The sequence below is a fragment of the Nocardioides pyridinolyticus genome, assembly GCF_054653575.1.
The window spans coordinates 70,207-91,508 of sequence record NZ_BAAIFY010000009.1; the positions used below are offsets into that span (position 1 = coordinate 70,207).

General features: G+C 71.9%; 20 protein-coding genes. 7 read left to right on the forward strand and 13 right to left on the reverse strand.

Annotated elements, in window-relative coordinates:
• Window positions 1-101: 101 nt before the first annotated feature.
• Window positions 102-1,046, reverse strand: a complete 945-nt coding sequence (locus ACYQ0U_RS10400) for a heme o synthase (protein ID WP_459972406.1) — start codon at window positions 1,044-1,046, stop codon at window positions 102-104.
• 183 nt (window positions 1,047-1,229) lie between these two features.
• On the opposite strand from ACYQ0U_RS10400, the gene tkt reads away from it, so the two are divergent.
• The 6 genes from tkt to pgl are packed head-to-tail and all read left to right on the forward strand — an operon-like array spanning window position 1,230 to window position 9,245.
• Window positions 1,230-3,260, forward strand: coding sequence for a transketolase (tkt, locus tag ACYQ0U_RS10405; RefSeq protein ID WP_459972522.1), 2,031 nt, complete (start codon window positions 1,230-1,232; stop codon window positions 3,258-3,260).
• 22 nt (window positions 3,261-3,282) lie between these two features.
• Window positions 3,283-4,389, forward strand: coding sequence for a transaldolase (tal, locus tag ACYQ0U_RS10410; protein WP_459972407.1), 1,107 nt, complete (start codon window positions 3,283-3,285; stop codon window positions 4,387-4,389).
• Window positions 4,386-6,065: a glucose-6-phosphate isomerase gene (gene pgi, locus ACYQ0U_RS10415; RefSeq protein WP_459972410.1), complete on the forward strand. Its 1,680-nt coding sequence runs from the start codon at window positions 4,386-4,388 to the stop codon at window positions 6,063-6,065. The genes tal and pgi overlap by 4 nt, the downstream gene beginning before the upstream one ends.
• The gene (zwf, locus tag ACYQ0U_RS10420; protein ID WP_459972412.1) at window positions 6,062-7,612 is read left to right on the forward strand and encodes a glucose-6-phosphate dehydrogenase; all 1,551 of its coding nucleotides are present in this window, start codon (window positions 6,062-6,064) and stop codon (window positions 7,610-7,612) included. Before pgi ends, zwf begins: the two co-directional genes overlap by 4 nt.
• A complete protein-coding gene (locus tag ACYQ0U_RS10425; RefSeq protein ID WP_459972414.1) occupies window positions 7,609-8,526 on the forward strand; it encodes a glucose-6-phosphate dehydrogenase assembly protein OpcA in 918 nt (305 codons plus the stop codon). Before zwf ends, ACYQ0U_RS10425 begins: the two co-directional genes overlap by 4 nt.
• A complete protein-coding gene (pgl, locus tag ACYQ0U_RS10430; RefSeq protein WP_459972416.1) occupies window positions 8,523-9,245 on the forward strand; it encodes a 6-phosphogluconolactonase in 723 nt (240 codons plus the stop codon). Before ACYQ0U_RS10425 ends, pgl begins: the two co-directional genes overlap by 4 nt.
• A gap of 52 nt (window positions 9,246-9,297) precedes the next feature.
• On the opposite strand, the gene ACYQ0U_RS10435 is transcribed toward pgl, so the two are convergent.
• The 10 genes from ACYQ0U_RS10435 to uvrC form a co-directional block, all read right to left on the reverse strand.
• A complete protein-coding gene (locus tag ACYQ0U_RS10435; protein ID WP_459972418.1) occupies window positions 9,298-10,251 on the reverse strand; it encodes a type IV toxin-antitoxin system AbiEi family antitoxin in 954 nt (317 codons plus the stop codon).
• 101 nt (window positions 10,252-10,352) lie between these two features.
• Window positions 10,353-10,712: an RNA polymerase-binding protein RbpA gene (locus tag ACYQ0U_RS10440; RefSeq protein ID WP_459972422.1), complete on the reverse strand. Its 360-nt coding sequence runs from the start codon at window positions 10,710-10,712 to the stop codon at window positions 10,353-10,355.
• 25 nt (window positions 10,713-10,737) lie between these two features.
• Window positions 10,738-10,968 (reverse strand): preprotein translocase subunit SecG, encoded by a 231-nt coding sequence (gene secG / locus ACYQ0U_RS10445; RefSeq protein ID WP_459972424.1) that lies wholly within the window; start codon window positions 10,966-10,968, stop codon window positions 10,738-10,740.
• Between the two features lie 30 nt (window positions 10,969-10,998).
• Complete coding sequence (tpiA, locus tag ACYQ0U_RS10450; RefSeq protein ID WP_459972426.1) at window positions 10,999-11,793, reverse strand: triose-phosphate isomerase; 795 nt, start codon at window positions 11,791-11,793, stop codon at window positions 10,999-11,001.
• Between the two features lie 5 nt (window positions 11,794-11,798).
• Window positions 11,799-12,998 carry a phosphoglycerate kinase gene (locus ACYQ0U_RS10455; RefSeq protein ID WP_459972428.1) on the reverse strand — a complete coding sequence of 400 codons (1,200 nt, stop codon included), beginning with the start codon at window positions 12,996-12,998 and terminating at the stop codon, window positions 11,799-11,801.
• Window positions 12,999-13,000: 2 nt separating this feature from the next.
• A complete protein-coding gene (gene gap, locus ACYQ0U_RS10460; RefSeq protein WP_459972430.1) occupies window positions 13,001-13,999 on the reverse strand; it encodes a type I glyceraldehyde-3-phosphate dehydrogenase in 999 nt (332 codons plus the stop codon).
• A 106-nt stretch (window positions 14,000-14,105) separates the two neighbouring features.
• Window positions 14,106-15,092 (reverse strand): DNA-binding protein WhiA, encoded by a 987-nt coding sequence (gene whiA / locus ACYQ0U_RS10465; protein WP_459972431.1) that lies wholly within the window; start codon window positions 15,090-15,092, stop codon window positions 14,106-14,108.
• A gap of 56 nt (window positions 15,093-15,148) precedes the next feature.
• Window positions 15,149-16,129, reverse strand: a complete 981-nt coding sequence (locus tag ACYQ0U_RS10470; RefSeq protein WP_459972432.1) for a gluconeogenesis factor YvcK family protein — start codon at window positions 16,127-16,129, stop codon at window positions 15,149-15,151.
• On the reverse strand, window positions 16,129-17,001 hold the full coding sequence (gene rapZ, locus ACYQ0U_RS10475; protein WP_459972433.1) for an RNase adapter RapZ: 873 nt from the start codon (window positions 16,999-17,001) through the stop codon (window positions 16,129-16,131). Before rapZ ends, ACYQ0U_RS10470 begins: the two co-directional genes overlap by 1 nt.
• The gene (gene uvrC / locus ACYQ0U_RS10480) at window positions 17,001-18,968 is read right to left on the reverse strand and encodes an excinuclease ABC subunit UvrC (RefSeq protein ID WP_459972435.1); all 1,968 of its coding nucleotides are present in this window, start codon (window positions 18,966-18,968) and stop codon (window positions 17,001-17,003) included. The genes rapZ and uvrC overlap by 1 nt, the downstream gene beginning before the upstream one ends.
• Before the next feature lie 72 nt (window positions 18,969-19,040).
• Here uvrC and ACYQ0U_RS10485 point away from each other — a divergent pair, with 72 nt between their 5' ends.
• The gene (locus tag ACYQ0U_RS10485) at window positions 19,041-20,345 is read left to right on the forward strand and encodes a tetratricopeptide repeat protein (RefSeq protein ID WP_459972436.1); all 1,305 of its coding nucleotides are present in this window, start codon (window positions 19,041-19,043) and stop codon (window positions 20,343-20,345) included.
• On the opposite strand, the gene ACYQ0U_RS10490 is transcribed toward ACYQ0U_RS10485, so the two are convergent.
• The gene (locus ACYQ0U_RS10490; RefSeq protein ID WP_459972437.1) at window positions 20,327-20,800 is read right to left on the reverse strand and encodes a Rieske (2Fe-2S) protein; all 474 of its coding nucleotides are present in this window, start codon (window positions 20,798-20,800) and stop codon (window positions 20,327-20,329) included. The genes ACYQ0U_RS10485 and ACYQ0U_RS10490 overlap by 19 nt on opposite strands.
• A 3-nt stretch (window positions 20,801-20,803) precedes the next feature.
• A complete protein-coding gene (locus tag ACYQ0U_RS10495) occupies window positions 20,804-21,214 on the reverse strand; it encodes a Rieske (2Fe-2S) protein (protein WP_459972524.1) in 411 nt (136 codons plus the stop codon).
• Window positions 21,215-21,302 lie beyond the last annotated feature (88 nt).

Consider the following 21,302-nt stretch of genomic DNA (forward strand, 5'->3'; position numbering starts at 1 on the left):
CATGGCGACGGCGGCGCCCGCACCCCCGTGGGCGGGCCACCGCCATCACTCACCTAGACGCGGTGGGACCGGATTCGGTTGCGCACCGAACGGGTGAAACCTCAGCGGCTGATCAGCGGGTCGAGCGCGACCGCCACGAAGAGCAGCGAGAGGTAGAGGTTCGAGGTGTGGAACAGCCGCATCGGCTGGATCACCGAGAGGTCCTCGGTGCCGCGCGTGCGGCTCCGCATGCGGTGCGCCTCGAGGAGGAACACCACGCCGAGCACGGCGGCGGCGACCGGGTAGAAGAGCCCGGTGTCGGCGACCGGCCAGAGCAGCAGCGAGGTCGCGACCATCAGCCAGCTGTAGACGACGATCTGGCGGCCGACCACGGCCGCGGGCTTCACGACCGGCAGCATCGGGACGTCGACGTTCGCGTAGTCCTCGCGGTAGCGCAGCGCGAGCGCCCAGGTGTGCGGCGGCGTCCAGAAGAACACGACGAGGAACAGCACGACCGGGATCCAGGACAGCGACCCCGTGACGGCCGTCCAGCCGATGAGGGTCGGGAAGCAGCCGGCGATCCCGCCCCAGACGATGTTCTGGGTGGTGCGCCGCTTCAGCAGCATCGTGTAGCCGAACACGTAGAACGCGTTGGCGAGCACCGACAGCAACGCGGAGAGCGGGTTGACCCAGACGTAGAGGATCACCGTCGAGGCGATCCCGAGCACGAAGCCGAAGACGAGCGCGGCCCGCGGCGACACGATGTGCCGCGGCAGCGCCCGGCGCCGCGTCCTGCGCATCTGCTCGTCGATGTCCCGGTCGTAGACGCAGTTGAAGACCGACGCCGAGCCGGCCGAGAACGTGCCGCCGATCACGGTCGCGACGACGAGACCGAGGTCCGGCACGCCCTTCGCGGCGTAGAACATCACCGGCACGGTCGTCAGGAGCAGCAGCTCGATGACCCGCGGCTTGGTGAGCCCAACGTACGCCGCGACGACGTCCCTCGCCGTCGCCCGCTCGGCCACGGGCTGCCTCGCGGCAGAGGCCGGCTGGCCGACGTACGTCACAGGGTGTCCTCGGGCGGGAATCGGGGCACCGGGTCGGTGCTTGGACGGATGGGAGTCTATCTCCCGACCTGAGTAGGCTCGGCATCGGCCGAACCTCCCGAAAGGAACCCTGTGAGCAAGACCGCAGCACTCGATTGGACCGACCTCGACCAGAAGGCGGTGGACACCGCCAGGGTGCTGGCCATGGACGCCGTGCAGAAGGTCGGCAACGGCCATCCCGGCACGGCCATGAGCCTGGCTCCCGCGGCATACCTCCTGTTCCAGAAGGTGATGCGCCACGACCCCTCCGACCCGCGCTGGATCGCCCGCGACCGGTTCGTCCTCTCCTGCGGCCACTCGAGCATCACGCTCTACACGCAGCTCTACCTCGGCGGCTTCGGCCTCGAGCTCGAGGACCTCCGGGCGCTGCGCACCTGGGGCTCCAAGACCCCCGGCCACCCCGAGCTCCACCACACCGCCGGTGTCGAGGTGACGACCGGCCCGCTCGGCCAGGGCGTCGCGAACGCCGTCGGGATGGCGATGTCCGCGCGCCGCGTGCACGGCCTGCTGGACCCCGACGCCGGGCCCGGCGAGAGCCTGTTCGACCACCACGTGTACGTCCTGGCCTCCGACGGCGACCTCCAGGAGGGCGTCAGCGGCGAGGCCAGCTCGATCGCCGGCACCCAGCAGCTGGGCAACCTCACGGTCGTCTACGACCGCAACCGCATCTCGATCGAGGGCAACACCGACATCGCGTTCACCGAGGACGTCGCGGCCCGCTACGAGGCCTACGGCTGGCACGTCCAGACTGTCGACTGGACCAACGGCGGCACCGACTACGTCGAGGACGTCCCCGCCCTCCACGACGCGGTCCAGGCGGCCCGCGTGGTCACCGACCAGCCGTCCCTCATCGTGCTCGACACCGTCATCGCGTGGCCAGCGCCGAACGCGCAGGGCACCGAGGCGGCCCACGGCAGCGCCCTCGGCGAGGAGGAGGTCGCGGCCACCAAGAAGGTGCTCGGGTGGGACCCGGAGCTGACCTTCCAGGTGCCGGAGGACGTCATCGCCCACACCCGTAAGCTCGCCGAGCGCGGCAAGGCCCTGGGGGCCGAGTGGGACGAGAGGTACGACGCGTGGGCGGCCGCCAACCCCGACAAGGCGACGCTGCTGCACCGCCTCAAGGCCCGCACGCTGCCCGAGGGTCTCGAGGACGCGCTGCCGGTCTTCGAGGCGAGCGAGAAGGGCGTCGCGACCCGGTCGGCCTCGGGCCAGGTCATCAACGCGGTCGCCCCGTTGATGCCGGAGCTGTGGGGCGGCTCGGCCGACCTCGCGGGCTCCAACAACACCACGATCAAGAACGTCCCGTCGTTCCTCCCCGAGGGCCGCGGCGTCGAGGAGTGGCCGGCCGACCCGTTCCAGGGGCGCGTGCTGCACTTCGGCATCCGGGAGCACGGCATGGGCGCGATCATGAACGGCATCGCGGCCGACGCCCTCACCCGCGTCTTCGGCGGGACCTTCCTCACGTTCTCCGACTACATGCGCGGAGCGGTCCGGGTCGCGGCGCTGAGCCAGCTGCCGGTCATCTACGTCTGGACCCACGACTCCATCGGCCTCGGCGAGGACGGCCCGACGCACCAGCCGATCGAGCACCTCGCCGCGCTGCGCGCCATGCCGGGCCTCGACGTCGTCCGCCCGGCCGACGCGAACGAGACCGCAGCCGCGTGGCACGCCGTCCTCCGGCGTACCGACCGGCCGGCGGCGCTGGCGCTCACCCGCCAGAACGTGCCGGTCTTCCCGCGCGGCGAGGAGGGCTTCGCCGAGACCAGCGAGGTGCATCGCGGCGGCTACGTGCTGGTCGACGCCGAGGGCGGTGCGCCCGACGTGGTGCTGATCGCCACCGGCTCGGAGGTGCAGATCGCCGTCGAGGCCCGCACCCGGCTGGGCGAGGAGGGCATCCGCGCCCGCGTCGTGTCGCTGCCGTGCCAGGAGTGGTTCGAGGAGCAGGACCAGTCCTACCGCGACAGCGTGATCCCGCCGATCGTCAAGGCCCGCGTCTCGGTCGAGGCCGGCGTGAGGCAGGGCTGGCGGGAGTACGTCGGCGATCACGGCCGGATCGTCTCGATCGACCGGTACGGCGCCTCGGCCGACTACGCCCGGATCTACCAGGAGTACGGCATCACGACGGAGGCCGTCGTCCTCGCCGCGCACGACACCATCGCCGCCGCGCGCGGCTGACCGCTCCACGAGAGGAGCTCACATGAGTGACCGTCTGAAGGCACTGTCCGACGCGGGAGTCTCGATCTGGCTCGACGATCTCTCCCGCGAGCGCATCGAGACCGGCAACCTGGCCGAGCTGGTCGAGCAGAAGCACGTCGTCGGCGTCACGACCAACCCGACGATCTTCGCCGGCGCCATCGCCGACGGCGAGCGGTACGACGAGCAGGTCCGCCAGCTCGTCGAGAAGGGCCAGGACGTCGACTCGGTCGTCTTCGACCTCACCACCGAGGACGTCCGCAACGCCTGCGACATCATGCGGCCCGTGTTCGACGCGACCCCGTACGACGGCCGGGTCTCGATCGAGGTCGAGCCGACGCTCGCCAACGACACCGAGGGCACGATCGCGTCCGCGAAGGCGCTGTGGGCCGCCGTCGACCGTCCGAACGCCCTGATCAAGATCCCGGCGACCCTCGAGGGCCTGCCGGCGATCACCGCCGTGACCGCCGAGGGCATCAGCGTCAACGTCACGCTGATCTTCGGCGAGGACCGCTACCGCGAGGTCATGGACGCCTACCTCACCGGCCTGGAGCGGGCTCGCGAGACCGGCCGCGACCTGTCGCAGATCCACTCGGTCGCGTCGTTCTTCATCTCGCGGGTGGACACCGAGGTGGACAAGCGCCTCGAGGCGGTCGGGACCGACACGGCGCTGGCGCTGCGGGGCAAGGCCGCCGTCGCGAACGCCCTGGCGGCGTACGGCGCGTTCGAGGAGGTGTTCGGCTCCGAGCGGTGGCGCGACCTCGCGGCCGCCGGCGCCAACCGGCAGCGGCCGCTCTGGGCGTCCACCGGCGTCAAGAACCCGGACTACGACGACACGATGTACGTCCGCGACCTGGTCGTCGCCGAGACCGTGAACACCATGCCGGAGAAGACGCTCGACGCCTTCGCCGACCACGGCGAGGTGCTCGGCGACGTCGTCACCGGCAAGGCCGGCGAGGGCCGCGCCGTGCTCGAGCGCCTCGGCGAGGTGGGCGTGGACTGGGCCGACGTCGTGTGGACGATCGAGCAGGAGGGCGTCGACAAGTTCAAGACCTCGTGGACCGAGCTCCTCGAGACCGTGTCGGGCCAGATGGAGAAGGCCAAGGCGTGACGGACGCGCCCGTCGACCCGACCACGACCGCGGCGTGGTCGCGGTTGGCGGCGCTCGCCGCCGACTTCGAGCCGGACCTGCGGCGCTGGTTCGGCGAGGACCCGGGCCGGGTCGACCGGCTGACGTTCACCGCGGCCGACCTCTACGTCGACCTGTCGAAGTCGCTGCTGCACGGCGACGTGCTGCCGGCGCTGCTCGACCTGGCCCGCGAGGTCGGTGTCGAGGAGCGCCGCGACGCGATGCTGCGCGGTGACCGGATCAACGTCACCGAGGACCGCGCCGTCCTGCACACGGCGCTCCGACTGCCGGCCGACGCGTCGCCCGACGAACGGCCGAGCCTCGACGGCCAGGACGTCGTGCGCGAGGTGCACGAGGTGCTCCGCCGCGTGTACGACTTCGCCGAGCGCGTCCGGTCCGGTGCGTGGACCGGCGCGACGGGCGAACGGATCCGCACGGTCGTCAACATCGGCATCGGCGGCTCGGACCTCGGTCCGGTGATGGCGTACGAGGCGCTGGCGGCGTACCGCACTCTGCCGGATGGCGGGGCGGGCCTGGAGTGCCGGTTCATCAGCAACATCGACCCGACCGACGCCGCCACCACGCTGGCCGGGCTGGACCCGGCCACGACGCTGTTCATCGTGTCCAGCAAGACGTTCGGCACGCTCGAGACGCTGACGAACGCACGTCTCTGCAAGGCCTGGCTGCTCGACGGGCTCGCGGGGCAGGACCAGGCCGAGGCGGTCGCCCGGCACTTCGTCGCGGTCTCGACCGCCCTCGACAAGGTCGCGGACTTCGGCATCGACCCCGAGAACGCCTTCGGCTTCTGGGACTGGGTCGGTGGCCGCTACTCGATGGACTCCGCGATCGGCACCTCGCTGGTCGTGGCGATCGGGCCCGAGGCCTTCGCGGACCTCCTCGCCGGCTTCCACGCCATGGACCAGCACTTCCGCGCCACCCCGCTGGAGGACAACGTCCCGGCGCTGATGGGGCTGCTCAACGTCTGGTACACGAACTTCCTCGGCGCCGAGACCCACGCGGTGCTGCCCTACGCCCAGCTGCTGCACCAGTTCCCGGCGTACCTCCAGCAGCTGACGATGGAGTCCAACGGCAAGGGCGTGCGCTGGGACGGCTCCCCCGTCGGCACGTCGACCGGCGAGGTGTTCTGGGGCGAGCCCGGCACCAACGGGCAGCACGCGTTCTACCAGCTGATCCACCAGGGCACGCGGCTGATCCCGGCCGACTTCATCGCGTTCGCGACGCCGGCGTACCCCCTGAAGGACGGCGGGACCGACGTCCACGAGCTGTTCCTCGCCAACTTCTTCGCCCAGACCCGGGCGCTCGCCTTCGGCAAGACCGCCGACGAGGTCCGGGCGGAGGGCACCGACGAGGCGCTGGTGCCGGCCCGGGTGTTCCCCGGCAACCGGCCGACGGCGTCGATCATGGCGCCGGCGCTGACGCCCTCGGTGCTCGGCCAGCTGATCGCGCTGTACGAGCACCTCACGTTCGTGGAGGGCGTCGTGTGGGGCATCGACTCCTTCGACCAGTGGGGCGTCGAGCTCGGCAAGCAGCTCGCCCAGCAGCTCATGCCGGCGGTGGCCGGCGACCCGGCGGTCGCCGCGCAGCAGGACCCGTCCACGCGGGCGCTCATCGACTACTACCGGAGGCACCGCCAGTGACGTCCGAGACCCACGTGAACCCGCTGCGGGACCCCCGGGACCGGCGGCTGCCCCGGATCGCCGGCCCGTGCGGCATGGTGTTGTTCGGCGTCACCGGCGACCTGTCGCGCAAGAAGATCATGCCCGCGATCTACGACCTGGCGAACCGCGGCCTGCTGCCGCCCGGCTTCAGCCTCGTCGGCTTCGCCCGCCGTGACTGGGCCGACCAGGACTTCGCGCAGATCGTCCACGACTCGGTGAAGGCCCACGCCCGCACGGAGTTCCGCGAGGAGGTCTGGGACCAGCTCGCCGAGGGCTTCCGGTTCGTCCCGGGCGACTTCGACGACGACCACGCCTTCGACCAGCTCCGGCGCACCATCGAGGAGCTCGACGACCTGCGCGGCACCGGCGGGAACCACGCCTTCTACCTCGCGATCCCGCCGGGCTTCTTCGGCAACGTCGTCGACCAGCTCAAGGAGCACGGGCTCGCCCACGCGCGCGACGAGAGCTCCTGGCGCCGGGTCGTGATCGAGAAGCCGTTCGGCCACGACCTCGAGTCGGCGCGGCAGCTCCAGCGCACCCTGGGCGACGTGTTCCCGCCGGGGTCGATCTTCCGGATCGACCACTACCTCGGCAAGGAGACCGTGCAGAACATCCTGGCGATGCGCTTCGCCAACGAGATGTTCGAGCCGATCTGGAACTCCAACTACGTCGACCACGTGCAGATCACGATGGCCGAGGACATCGGCATCGGCGGCCGCGCCGGCTACTACGACGGCATCGGCGCCGCGCGCGACGTCATCCAGAACCACCTGCTCCAGCTGCTCTCGCTGGTCGCGATGGAGGAGCCGACGGCGTTCGACGCCGACGCCCTGCGCATCGAGAAGCAGAAGGTCCTCGCCAGCGTCACGCTCCCCCGGCGCCTCGACCTGACCACCGCCCGCGGCCAGTACGCCGCCGGCTGGGCCGGCGGGGAGAAGGTCGTGGGCTTCCTGGAGGAGGAGGGCATCAAGCGCACCTCGACCACGGAGACGTACGCCGCCGTGACCCTCAAGGTGGAGACCCGCCGGTGGGCCGGCGTCCCGTTCTACCTCCGCACCGGCAAGCGGCTGGGCCGCCGGGTCACCGAGGTCGCGATCGTCTTCAAGCGCGCACCCCATCTGCCGTTCTCCGACTCGGCCACCGAGGAGCTCGGCCAGAACGCGCTGGTCATCCGGATCCAGCCCGACGAGGGCGTCACGCTGCGGTTCGGGTCGAAGGTGCCCGGCACGCAGATGGAGATCCGCGACGTGAACATGGACTTCGTCTACGGCGGCGCGTTCACCGAGTCCTCGCCGGAGGCCTACGAGCGGCTGATCCTCGACGTCCTGCTCGGTGACCCGCCGCTGTTCCCGCGGCACGAGGAGGTCGAGCTGTCCTGGAAGATTCTCGACCCGATCCTGGAGTACTGGGCCAAGCAGGACGCGAAGGGCAAGGGCCGACCCGAGCCGTACGACTCGGGCGGCTGGGGCCCGGCATCGGCCGACGCGATGCTGGCCCGTGACGGACGCACCTGGAGGCGACCATGATCGAGCTCACCAACACCAACTCCTCGGAGATCGCCGCCGAGCTGCAGCGCGCGCGGGTGCGCGCCGGCAGCCCCGCGATGGGCATGGTGATGACGCTGGTCATCGTCGTCGACGAGGAGGACGCCGAGGACGCCATGCGCGCCGCTCGGGCGGCCTCCCACGAGCACCCCTCTCGTGTGCTGGGCGTGATCCTCGGCGACGCCCGCGGCGCGTCGGAGATCAACGCGCAGGTGGGCACCGGCTCCGGCTGGAGCGGCGAGACCGCGCTCATCCGGCTCAAGGGCGAGGTCGTGAGGCACTGCGAGTCGGTCGTCCTCCCGCTGCTGCTGCCCGACTCCCCCGTGGCCGTGTGGTGGCCCGACGACCCGCCGGCCGACCCCGCGAACGACCCGCTCGGCCGGCTCGCGCAGCGCCGGATCACCGACGCCGCGTCGGCCACGCGGGGCAAGCAGAGGGCGATGCTCCAGCAGTGCGTCGCCTACACCGACGGCAACACCGACCTGGCCTGGACCCGGATCACCCCGTGGCGCGCCCTGCTCGCCGCGATCATGGACCAGCGGCCGGGCATGAAGGTGTCCGCCGCGTCGGTCACCGCCGAGCGGGTCAGCCCCAGCGCGGAGCTGCTGGCCGCCTGGCTGGTCGACCGGCTGAAGGTGCCGGTGGACCGCAAGAGCTCGCGCGGCCCGGGCATCACCGAGGTCGTCCTCCGGACCAACCAGGGCGAGGCGCGGATCTCCCGCCCGGACGGCAAGCTGGCGGTGTTCTCGGTGCCCGACCACCCCGACCGGCCGGTCGCGCTCAAGCGCCGCGACCTGCCTGAGCTGCTGGCCGAGGAGCTGCGCCGGCTCGACGAGGACGAGATCTACGCCGAGACGACCAAGCGGCTGCGCAAGATGGAGGCGAGCAGGAAGTGACCAGCGCCCCGCGCATCGAGGTCCACCCCGACGCCGCGGCCCTCGCCACGGCCGTCGCCGGCGAGCTGCTCGCCCGGCTGGCCGACGCCCAGGCGGCCGGCCACGTCCCGCAGGTCGCCCTCACCGGCGGCACCATCGCCGAGGAGATCCACCGCGAGGTCGCCCGCCTGTCGCCCTCCACGCAGGTCGACTGGACGCAGGTCGTCGTGTGGTGGGGCGACGAGCGCTTCGTCGCGCCCGACTCCCCCGACCGCAACGCGCGCCAGGCGCGCGAGGCGTTCCTCGACGCCGTCGGCGCGACCCGGGTCCACGAGATGCCGTCGACGGCCGACGCCGCGACCGCGGACGAGGGCGCGGCGGCGTACGCCGCGACGCTGAGGGAGCACGGCAGCGGCGAGCTCGACGTCGTGATGCTCGGCATCGGCCCCGACGGGCACGTCGCCTCGCTCTTCCCGGGGTTCCCGCAGCTCGACGTCACCGACGCCCTCTCCGCCGGCGTCACCGGGTCGCCGAAGCCCCCGCCCGAGCGGATCACCCTCACCTTCCCGGCGCTGAACCGCGCGAAGGCGGTGTGGTTCCTCGTCAGCGGCGACGGCAAGTCCGGTGCCGTCGCGCAGGCCCTCGGCGGTGCCGACCGCCACGACATCCCCGCCGCCGGCGTCACCGGCCACGACGAGACCATCTGGTTCCTCGACCGTGGGGCGGCCTCCCAGCTCTGACGCCGACCTGTCACTTCTGGCTGTCCAGGACACGCTGGCCCGTCACTTCTGGTCAGTACGTCGAGGCCGGCACCAACCGTCGACGAGCCTCTGCCAGGCCTGCCCGCAGCCGCGGGGCGGGATCGGCACCGAGACGATAGACGTCATCGCGGCGGAAGACCGCCATCGTCCAACCGCGCTCCGCCAGCCACTGCCGGCGGTCGGCGTCGTGCTGCGGGTCGGTGTGGAACTCCTCGCCGTCGTACTCGGCCGCGTAACGCAGCGACGGGAGCGCGAGGTCGAGCCGGTAGCGCTGGAGCCCGAGGTCGTCGGGCACCCACCACTGGAGCTCGGGCTCCGGGAGGCCGGCGTCGTACCAGTGCAGCCGCAGCGCCGACTCGGCGACCGACTCCGCAGGGGGGTCGGCGATCGGCAGCAGCATGCGGAGCTGGACCACCCCTCGATAGCCCTTGAACCGGGGCAGCTCGAGGAGCAGATCGTCCCTGTCGACCCCGAGACGCAGGAACTGGTCGAGCGCCGCCAGGGCATCGAAGCGCCACAGAGCCCGTCCGAGATCGAGCGCGGTCCGTTCCGGCGACGTGGCCGCCAGCCCGTGGACGTCGACGACGTCACGCCGGAGGAGCATCCGTTCTCCACCCGTCGCCGCCTGCCGGCGGCAGCGGGTGCCGGGCCGCTGGTGCACCGACACGGGTACGACGCTGGTGCGTGCGCTCCGCGGCAGGATGTCGACCCCGTGCAACCAGGCCGCGGTGCGGTCCGTGACGACAGCACTCGGCGAGACGACCAGGCTCAGCGCCGTCGCACGGAAGACCAGGTCGCGGGGCGCCTGGGCGACGGCATACACACCCTGCACCTCCCGCCTGACCAGACCTCGGGCCAGCAGCCGCCTGAGCTGTCCCCGGGAGACGCCCAGCGCGTCTGCCTGCGGCGCCGTGAACGGCAGGTCGAGCGGGAGCGGACAGCGCTCGTCCAGCAGGAGCAACTCGGGCGGACACCACGACGGCATGTCGAGGAGCCTGCCCGGGTGGGCCGAGCCCGTCGGGCTTCTCCACAGACCAGAACTGACGGGTCAGGCCCCTTGGGGCGACCAGAAGTGACAGGTCAGCGTCAGAAGATGATGTCGCCGGACTTGCGGCGGGAGCGGAGCAGCTCGAGGGCCTCGTCCAGGATGTCGGCGGCCTCCTTGTCGGAGCGCCGCTCCTTCACGTAGGCCAGGTGGGTCTTGTACGGCTCGATCTTCGGAGCCGGGGGCGGGTTCTCGGAGTCGAGGCTCGCCGGCAGACCGCACTTGGGGCAGTCCCATGACTCCGGCACCTGCGCCTCGGTCGAGAAGGTCACCATCGAGCGGTGCTCGTTGGCGCAGAAGTAGGTGACAGCCTGGCGCGGCGCGGCTTCGCCACGCTCCGCCTCGCCCATCGGGCCGGCTCCCACCCGGCTCCCGCGAATAGCGTTTCCTCCACCAGCCACGGAACGGTTTCCCTTTCTCGAAGTGTCAGTACGCCAGCAGCAGGCCGAGGGCCAGCACGCAGGCAAACCAGATGACGCCGATACCGACCGTCAGGCGGTCGAGGTTGCGCTCGGCGACCGACGAGCCGCCGAGCGAGCTGGAGACGCCACCGCCGAACATGTCCGAGAGACCCCCGCCACGACCCTTGTGCAGGAGCACGAGGAGGATCATGAGGGCGCTGGAGATCATCAGCACGATGGTGAAGAGCAGTTCCACGGTCGGAAGCCTACGTCAGAGCGTCGCGGATCAGATGATCGGCATGTCGTAGAAGCGGCAGATGCCGCCGAACTCGTCCGCCTGGAGGCTCGCTCCGCCCACCAGGCAGCCGTCGACGTCGGCCTGCGCCATGATCCCGGCGACGTTGGCCGCCTTCACGGAGCCGCCGTACAGGATGCGTACGCCGTCGGCGGCCGCGTCGCCGTGCGCCTCGCGCACCTGCGCGCGGATGGCCTGGCAGACCTCCTGCGCGTCCTCCGGGGTCGCCACCTCGCCGGTGCCGATGGCCCACACGGGCTCGTAGGCGATCACCAGGCCGGCGACCTGCTCGGAGGTGAACCCCGCGAGCGAGCCGACGGTCTGCGAGATGACGTAGGGCACGTGCTCGCCGGCCTGGCGCACCTCGAGGCCCTCGCCCACGCACACGATCGGCGTCATGCCGGCCGCGAGCGCCGCCCGGGCCTTGGCGGCGACCAGCTCGTCGGACTCGCCGTGGTACTGGCGGCGCTCGCTGTGCCCCACAACGACGTAGGAGCAGCCGAGCTTGGCCAGCATGCCCGCGGAGATCTCACCGGTGTAGGCGCCGGACTCGTGCTGCGAGACGTCCTGCGCGCCGTACTTCACCAGCAGCCGGTCGCCGTCGACCAGCGTCTGCACCGAGCGCAGGTCGGTGAACGGCGGCAGGACGACGACCTCGACCCGACCGTAGTCGTGCTTCTTGTCCGCCAGCGTCCAGGCGAGCTTCTGGACCAGCACCACCGCTTCCTGGTGGTTCAGGTTCATCTTCCAGTTCCCCGCCATCAGCGGGGTGCGGTTCTTCGCCATGTGGGTCAGTCCTCCAGGACCTTGATGCCGGGGAGCTCCTTGCCCTCGAGGTACTCGAGGCTGGCGCCACCGCCGGTCGAGATGTGGCCGAACGCCGCCTCGTCGAAGCCGAGGGTGCGTACGGCGGCAGCGGAGTCGCCGCCGCCCACGACCGAGAGGCCGTCGACCCGCACCAGCGCCCCGGCGACCGCGCGGGTGCCGGAGGCGAAGGCCGGGGCCTCGAAGACGCCCATCGGGCCGTTCCAGAACACGGTCTTCGCGTCGGCGAGCGCGGCGGCGAACGCCGCGCCCGACTCGGGGCCGATATCGAGTCCGAGCGCGTCGTCCGGGATCGCGTCGGCCGCCACGACCTGCGGCTCCGGCTCCCGGTCGCCGGAGGGGAACGCCGTGTCGACCACGATGTCGGTGGGCAGCAGGATCTCGACGCCGGCCTTCTCGGCCCGCTCGAGGTAGGCACGGCAGGTGTCGAGCTGGTCCTCCTCGAGGAGGCTCTTGCCGACCTCGTGGCCCTGGGCCTTGAGGAAGGTGAACACCATCCCGCCGCCGATGAGCAGCCGGTCGGCCTTGCCGAGCAGGTTGTCGATCACGCCCAGCTTGTCGGAGACCTTGGAGCCGCCCAGCACGACGGCGTACGGCCGCTCGGGGCTCTCGGTGAGCCGACGAAGCACGCCGATCTCGGTCTCGACGAGCTGGCCCATCGCGTGCGGCAACCGTTGGGCGACGTCGTAGACCGACGCCTGCTTGCGGTGCACCACGCCGAACCCGTCGGAGACGAAGGCGTCGGCCAGCTCGGCCAGCAGGTCGGCGAACGCACCGCGCTCGACGTCGTCCTTGCTGGTCTCGCCGGCGTTGAACCGCACGTTCTCGAGGACGGCGACCTGGCCGTCCTCGAGCGCGTCGACGGTCTGCCTCGCCTCGACGCCGATGGTGTCGGGCGCGAACACGACGTCGGCGTCGAGCAGCTCACCGAGCCGTGCGGCGACGGGCCGGAGCGAGTAGCGCTCGTCCGGCTCGCCCTTCGGGCGACCGAGGTGGGCGACCACGACGACCCGAGCGCCCGCGTCGGCGAGCGCCTTGAGGGTCGGCACGCTGGCGCGGATGCGCCCGTCGTCGGTGATCGTGGTGCCGTCGAGCGGCACGTTCAGGTCGGAGCGGACCAGGACGCGCTTGCCCTGGACGTCGCCCAGCCCGGCGTACTCCCCCATCGTCAGAGGGTCTCGCCGACGTACGCGATCAGGTCAGCGAGGCGGTTGGAATAGCCCCACTCGTTGTCGTACCAGCCGAGCACCTTGACCTGGTTGCCGATCACCTTGGTCAGCGGGGCGTCGAAGATGCAGGACGCCGGGTCGGTGACGATGTCGGTGGAGACCAGCGGGTCGGTGGAGTACTTGAGGAACTTGCCGTCCGCGGCCGCCTTGACGATCTCGTTGACCTCCTCGACCGAGGTCTCGCGCGAGGCCTCGAAGGACAGGTCGGTGGCCGAGCCGGTCGGGACCGGGACGCGCATGGCGTAGCCGTCGAGCTTGCCCTTGAGCTCCGGGAGGACCAGGCCGATCGCCTTCGCGGCGCCGGTCGAGGTCGGGACCATGTTCAGGGCGGCGGCGCGGGCGCGGCGCGGGTCCTTGTGGATGTTGTCCTGGAGGTTCTGGTCCGCGGTGTAGGCGTGGATGGTCGTCATCAGGCCCTTGTTGATGCCGAGGCCCTCGTGCAGCGCCTTCGCCATCGGCGCGAGGCAGTTGGTGGTGCACGACGCGTTCGAGATGACGGTGTGCGCGGCCGGGTCGTACGTCGTGTGGTTGACGCCCATGACCACCGTGACGTCCTCGTTGGACGCCGGCGCGGAGATGATGACCTTCTTGGCGCCGCCGTTGTCGACGTGGGCGCGGGCCTTGGTCGCGTCGGTGAAGAAGCCGGTGGACTCGACGACGACGTCGACGCCCAGGTCGCCCCACTTCAGGGCGGCCGGGTCGCGCTCGGCGAAGGTCTTCACGACCTGGTCGCCGACGCGGATCTCGTCCTCGGAGTGGGTGACGTCGGCGTCGAGGCGACCCAGGATCGAGTCGAACTTGAGCAGCGGCGCCAGGGACTTGTTGTCCGTCAGGTCGTTGACGGCCACGATCTCGATGTCCAGGCCCGAGGCACGGACGGCGCGGAAGAAGTTGCGGCCGATCCGGCCGAACCCGTTGATACCTACACGAACAGTCACTGGTTGCTCCTGCTAGTCGTTCACGCGTGCAAGGGGACGGTCTCGACCCTATCGCCCGGGCGGGACGGGCACACGCCGGTGTCCGGCGTACGTCCGGGTATCCGGCTCAGGCGTCCTCGGCGAGCATGTCCGGGGTGAGCGAGGCCTCGGTGTCGGGGATGCCGAGCTCCTCGGCCCGCTTGTCGGCCATGGCGAGCAGCCGGCGGATCCGGCCGGCGATCGCGTCCTTGGTGAGCACCGGGTCGTGCAGCTGGCCGAGCTCCTCCAGGGAGGCCTGCTTGTGCTCGAGGCGCAGCTCGCCGGCCATCTTGAGGTGGTCCGGGACGTCGTCGCCGAGGATCTCCATCGCCCGGCCGACCCGGGCACCCGCGGCGACCGCGGCCCGGGCGGAGCGGCGCAGGTTGGCGTCGTCGAAGTTCGCGAGCCGGTTTGCGGTGGCGCGCACCTCGCGGCGCATCCGGCGCTCCTCCCAGGCCATCAGCGACTCGTGGGCGCCGAGCCGGGTGAGCAGCTGGCCGATGGCGTCGCCGTCGCGGATCACGACCCGGTCCACGCCGCGCACCTCACGGGCCTTGGCGTGGATGCCGAGCCGGCGGGCGACGCCGACGAGGGCGAGCGCGGCCTCGGGCCCGGGGCAGGTCACCTCGAGCGCCGAGGAGCGGCCGGGCTCGGTGAGCGAGCCGTGGGCGAGGAAGGCGCCGCGCCAGGCGGCCACCGCGTCGCAGCCCCCGCCGGAGACGACCGCCGGGGGCAGGCCGCGGACCGGGCGTCCGCGCTGATCGAGCAGCCCGGTCTGGCGGGCCAGCGCCTCGCCGTCCTTGACGACGCGCACGATGTAGCGGCTGCCCTTGCGGATGCCGTTGCCCTGGACCATGACGACGTCGGACTGGTGGCCGTAGACCTCCGCGATGTTCGTGCGCAGGCGCCGGGCGGCCGCGCCGGTGTCGAACTCGGCCTCGACCACGATCTTGCCGCTCACGATGTGCAGGCCGCCGGCGAACCTCAGCATCGAGGCCACCTCGGCCTTGCGGCAGCACGTCTTGGTGATCTGGGTGGAGGCAAGCTCTGCCTTCACCTGTGCCGTCATCGCCATGCTCGCGATCCTTTCACGCCCGTCAACGACCCTCGACGCGGGACGGCAGCTGCGGGTCAGCGGCCGCCCATGATGGAGGAGTACGCCGCCGCCAGCTTCACCGGGTCGTGCCGGGCGGTCCCGTCGTCCCGGGCCACGTCCGCGACGACGAGCCGCGCGCCGGTCGCCTCGACGACGTGCTGGAGGTCGAGGTCCTGCTCGTGGCGGACGTCGGCGAGCACGGTGTCTACGCGCAGGTCGGGTGCGTGCTCGGCCAGCACGGCGAGGTGGTCGGACGCCCCGAAGCCGGGCGTCTCCCCCTCCTGCTCGTCGAGGTTGAGCGTGACGATCACGCGGCCGCTGCTCGCGACCAGGGACTCGCGGAGGGCGGGGACCATGAGGTGCGGGATCACCGAGGTGAACCAGGAGCCGGGCCCGAGCACGAGCCAGTCGGCCGCGCCGACCGCCGCGATGGCCTCGGGGCAGGGCGCGGGGTCGGGTGGGTCGAGCGCGATCGAGGCGATGACGCCGTCGGTGGTCGCGACCTCGACCTGGCCGCGCACGGTCCGCAGCGCGTCCGGGTGGCCGGGGTCGAGCCCCCGCACCTCGGCGGTGATGTCGAGCGGGGTCAGCGCCATCGGCAGCACGCGGCCCGACGTACCGAGCAGCCTGCCGACCCAGTCCAGCGCGGCGACCGGGTCGCCGAGCTGCTCCCAGAGGCCCACGATCAGCAGGTTGCCGATCACGTGGCCGCGCATCTCGCCGTCGCCGGCGAAGCGGTGCTGGAGCACGCGGGCCCAGGTGTCGCCCCACTCCTGCTCGCCGCACAGCGCGGCCAGCGCCATCCGCAGGTCGCCCGGCGGGAGCACGCCGAACTCGGTGCGCAGCCGACCCGACGAGCCGCCGTTGTCGGCGACGGTGACCACGGCGGTCAGGTCGTCGACCACGAGGTCGTCGACGAGGAGCCGCAGGGCCTGGAGGGTCGCCGCGAGGCCGTGGCCGCCGCCGAACGCGACGACCGCCTGTGCCCGCAGGTGGGCACGGTCGCGGGTGGCCATCACTCGCGACCGAGGTCCCGGTGGCTGGGCCGCGCCTCGTAGCCGGACGCGGTGAGCCGGCGGACGATCTCCTCGGTCATCGCGACGCTGCGGTGCTTGCCGCCCGTGCAGCCGATCGCGACCGTCATGAACCGCTTGCCCTCGCGCAGGTAGCCGTCGGCGACGCCCTCCAGCACCGGGACGTAGCCGTCGAGGAACTCCCCCGCGCCCGGCTGGCCGAGCACGTACGCCGACACGTCCCGGTCCTTGCCCGTGCCGGGGCGCAGCTCGGGGATCCAGTGCGGGTTGGGCAGGAAGCGCATGTCGGCGACGAAGTCGGCGTCGACCGGGATGCCGTACTTGAACCCGAAGCTGGTCACGGTGACCCGCAGCCGCATGGTGTCGGGCGTCCCGAACGCGTCGGCGATCCGCTCGGTGAGCTGGTGCACGTTGAGGGCGGTGGTGTCGATGACGAGGTCGGCGTCGCTGCGCAGGTCGGCGAGCACGACGCGCTCGCGCTGGAGCCCGTCGAGCAGCCGGCCCGAGCCCTGGAGCGGGTGCGGCCGCCGGGCCGCCTCCTGGCGGCGGACCAGGACGTCGTCGGTCGCCTCGAGGAAGACCAGCGTGGCGTGCCGGCCGGTCGCGCCCTGGGCGAGGTTGGCCTGGAGCGACTGGAAGAACGAGCCGGACCGCACGTCGACGACGACCGCGATCGGCTGCTCGACGCCCCGGCTCTCGTCGACCAGCCGGACGACCTCGCGCAGCAGCGACGGCGGCATGTTGTCGACGACGTAGTAGCCGAGGTCCTCCAGCTCCTTGGCCGCGGTGCTGCGGCCGGCGCCGGTCATGCCGGTGACCACGACGAGCTCGCCGTGGCGGCCCTCTCCGGACATCAGCCCTCCTCGATCTCACCGGTCGCGGTGTTGACGCTCACCGCCCGATTCTTGCTGCTCGCCTGCGCGACCGCATCCTTGATCGCCGCGGCGGTGCGCGGGCCGATGCCCGGCACCTGCGCGATGTCGTCGACCTCGGCCTCGCGGAGCTTCTTCAGCGAGCCGAAGTGCTTGAGCAGCGTCTTGCGGCGTACCTCCCCCAGACCGGGTACGTCGTCCAGCACGCTCTCGACCATCGACTTGGAGCGCCGCGAGCGGTGGTGGGTGATGGCGAAGCGGTGCGCCTCGTCGCGGATCCGCTGGAGGAGGTAGAGACCCTCGCTGGACCGCGGCAGGATCACCGGGTCCTCCTCGCCGGGCAGCCACACCTCCTCGAGACGCTTGGCCAGGCCGCACACCGGGATGTCGTTGATGCCGAGCTCGGCCAGGGCACGCTCGGCGGCCGCGACCTGCGGCGGGCCACCGTCGACGACGACCAGCCCGGGCGCGTAGGCGAACTTCCGGGGACGGCCGGTCTCGGGATCGACGAGCATCGGGCCGTTCTCGGTGACCTGCTCGGTGCTCGTGGCCTGCTCGTCGAGCAGCCGCCTGAACCGTCGGGTGATGACCTCGTGCATGGACGCGACGTCGTTCTGCCCGTCGACGCCGCGGATCACGAAGCGGCGGTACTCGCTCTTGCGGGCCAGCCCGTCCTCGAAGACCACCATCGACGCCACGACCTCGGTGCCCTGGAGGTTGGAGACGTCGTAGCACTCGATCCGCAGCGGCACGTCGTCGAGATCGAGCGCGGACTGGATCTCCTCCAGTGCGCGGTTGCGGGTCGTCAGGTCGCTGGCGCGCTTGGTCTTGTGCAGCGCGAGGGCCTGGAGCGCGTTCTGTGCGACGGTCTCCTGAAGGGCCTTCTTGTCGCCGCGCTGCGGGATCCGGATCGCGACCTTCGCACCGCGCAGGTCGCTGAGCAGCTGCTCGTAGATCGCGTGGTCGGGCGGCAGGGCCGGCACGAGGATCTCCCGGGGGATCTCGTCGCCCCCGGCGCCGGCGTACAGCTGGAGGATGAAGTCGTCCACGAGCTTCGCGGTGTCGCCCTCGTCGACCCGGTCGGCGACCCAGCCCCGCTGGCCGCGGATGCGCCCACCGCGCACGTAGAAGATCTGCACGGCGACCTCGAGCGGGTCCTCGGCGAGCGCGATCACGTCGGCGTCCGCCCCGTCGCTCAGCACCACCGCCTGCTTCTCCAGCGCCCGGTTCATCGCGCCCAGGTCGTCGCGCAGCCGCGCGGCCTTCTCGAAGTCGAGCTGCTCCGAGGCGGCGTACATCTCCTCCTCGATGCGCCTCATGAACGGCCGGGTGCGCCCGCCCATGAACTCGCAGAAGTCGTCGACGATCGCCCGGTGCTGCTCGGCGGTGACGTTGCCGACGCACGGGGCGACGCACTTGTCGATGTAGCCGAGCAGGCACGGCCGGCCGATCTGCTGGGAGCGCTTGAAGACGCCGTTGCTGCACGAGCGCATCGGGAAGACCCGCAGCAGGATGTCGACGGTCTCGCGGATGGCCCAGGCGTGGCTGTAGGGGCCGAAGTAGCGGGTGCCCTTGCGCTTGGCGCCGCGCCCGACCATCACCCGCGGGAACTCCTCGCCGACGGTCACCGCCAGCCACGGGTAGGACTTGTCGTCGCGGTACTTCACGTTGAACCGCGGGTCGAACTCCTTGATCCAGGAGTACTCCAACTGGAGCGCCTCGACCTCGGTCTTCACGACCGTCCATTCCACGCTCGCGGCGGTGGTCACCATCGTGGCCGTCCGGGCGTGCAGGTTGCGCAGGTCCTGGAAGTACGACGACAGCCGCGCGCGCAGGTTCTTGGCCTTGCCGACGTAGATCACGCGCCCCTTCGGGTCGCGGAACCGGTACACCCCCGGCTGGGTCGGGATCGACCCCGGCTCGGGCCGGTACGACACGGGCGATGGCACGTGCCCAACCCTACGGTCCGGCTCCGACAGTCGATCCACCGCAACGATTGTCGTGTGGCTTACTCTACTTACATGATCTGTCGCGACCCGTACGGCTACGCGCTCTCCTGCACCAGTGAGGCGGCCGCCGCCTACGGCCGCGGCGTGCTCGACCTGCTCCGGCTGCGGGCCGGGGCGGAGCAGTCCGTGGCCGCGGCGGTCGCGCTGGACCCGACCTTCGCGCTCGGGCACGCGACGCTGGCCCTGCTCGGCCACGAGCTGTGCGCCGCGGTCGACGTGCCGGGCCGGATGCGCGACGCCCTGCGGCACGCGCCGCGCGCCACCGCCCGGGAGCGTTCGCACATCGAGGCCGTGGCCGCGCACCTGCGCGGCGACTCCCGCGCCCTGGTCCGCCACCTGACCGCCTATCCGCGCGACGCCGTGCTGCTGTCGACCGCGGTGCCGACGATCGCGTTCGCCGGGGTCACCGAGGTGCCCGAGGAGGCCTGGGCGATCGTCGAGAACGCCATCCCGGCGTACGGCGACGACTGGTGGTTCACCGGGCTGCTGGCCTTCGTCCGCCAGGAGCAGCGCCGCTTCGACGAGGCGATGGAGCTGTCCTGCCGCTCCCTGGAGGTCGAGCCGGGGGCCGGGCACTCCGCCCACGCCCGCGCCCACGCCCACTACGAGACCGGCGACCACGAGGTGGGGCTGGCCTGGATGGACGGCTGGGTGACCGGCGACGGCGCCTCCATCGACAGCCTCAGCCACTTCTCGTGGCACGCCGCCCTGCACGAGCTCTCGCTCGGCGACCTGGCCGCCGTCCGGCGGCGGTACGACACCCAACTGCGTCCCGAGCACGGGCTCGGCTGCCGCGCCCTGGTGGACACGGGCTCCCTGCTCTTCCGCTGGGCGATCACGCCCGACGCGTTCGGTGTCCCCGAGATGGCCGTCGTCGCGAACGTCGCCGGCCGGGACACGCTGGAGCGGCCCGCCACGCCGTTCCTCGGCCTGCACGCCGCGGTCGCCCTGCTCGCGCTCGGCGACACCGCCGGGCTGGCCAGCCTCGCCGGCTGGGCCCGCGTGCATCGCCACCCCACGCAGCGCGAGGTCGTGGCCCCGCTCGCCGACGCCCTCGGCCTGATGGCCGCCGGCCGCAGCGGTGCGGCGGCGGACGCGCTCGCCGCCCTCCAGCCGCAGGTACGCCGCCTCGGCGGGTCCGACGCCCAGCGCGAGGTCGTCGAGGAGGCCCGGATCGCCGCGCTGCTGCGCGCGGACCGGGTCGACGAGGCGCGCACGCTGCTCGACGCCCGGCTCGACCGGCGGCGCTCGCCGCGGGACGAGCGGTGGTGCCAGGAGTGCCCCGAGATCAGCCGGGCCTACGCCCGGATCACCTGACCGCCGGTCTCCCTCACCGCGACCGCCGGGAGCGGCTCCGTCGCCGGGCCGGTCACGACCGACCCGTCCTCGATCGAGAACCGGCTGCCGTGGCACGGGCAGTTGATCGTGCGGTCGGCGACGTCGCCGACCGCACAACCGCTGTGGGTGCACGTCGACGAGAACGCCCTGAACTCCCCCGCGGCCGGCTGGGTCACCACCACCTCCTCCGCGGACAGCACCCGGCCGCCGCCCACCGGCACGTCCTTCGCCGCGGTGAGCGACTCGGCCGGCTTCGGCGACCTGGTCGGACCCGGCGTCGCGCTCGTCGACGGCGTGGGGGTGGGCGTGGGGGTCTGCGTCGCGCTGCCGGACGCGCTCCCCGACGGCGTACCGCCGTCGCCGGCACAGCCCGCGAGCAGCGGGACGCCGGCGGCGCCCGTGAGCGCCGCCCGCCGCGACAGTCGGGCGGCCACGGCTCAGGCCGTGGTGATCTGGTCGCCGTCGACGGTGACCTCGACCGGCGGGAGAGGCGACGTGGCCGGCCCGATGGACACCGAGCCGTCCTCGATCGAGAACTTGCTGCCGTGGCAGATGCAGTTGATCGTGCCGTCCTTGATCTCGGCGACCAGGCAGCTCTGGTGGGTGCAGACCGCCGAGAAGCCCTTGAAGTCGCCCTCGGTCGGCTGGGTGACCACGAGCTTCTGGTCGCCGTAGATCTTGCCGCCGCCGACCGGCACGTCCGCCGCCGGTCCGAGCGTCTCACCGGAGGCGACGTTGGGAGCGGAGTCCACCGACCCCCCGTCGTCGCTGCCGCAGGCGGCCAGGAGCGGGATCCCCACCCCCGCCACGGCTGCTCCGGTCAGCGTCCTGCGGCGCGAAATCCCCATGCTCACGGTCGTCCCTCTCGGATGGCGGTCGTTGAACGTTCACCCTACAAACGCACGGGAGCCCGAACCGGTTCGGATCTGTCTCTGA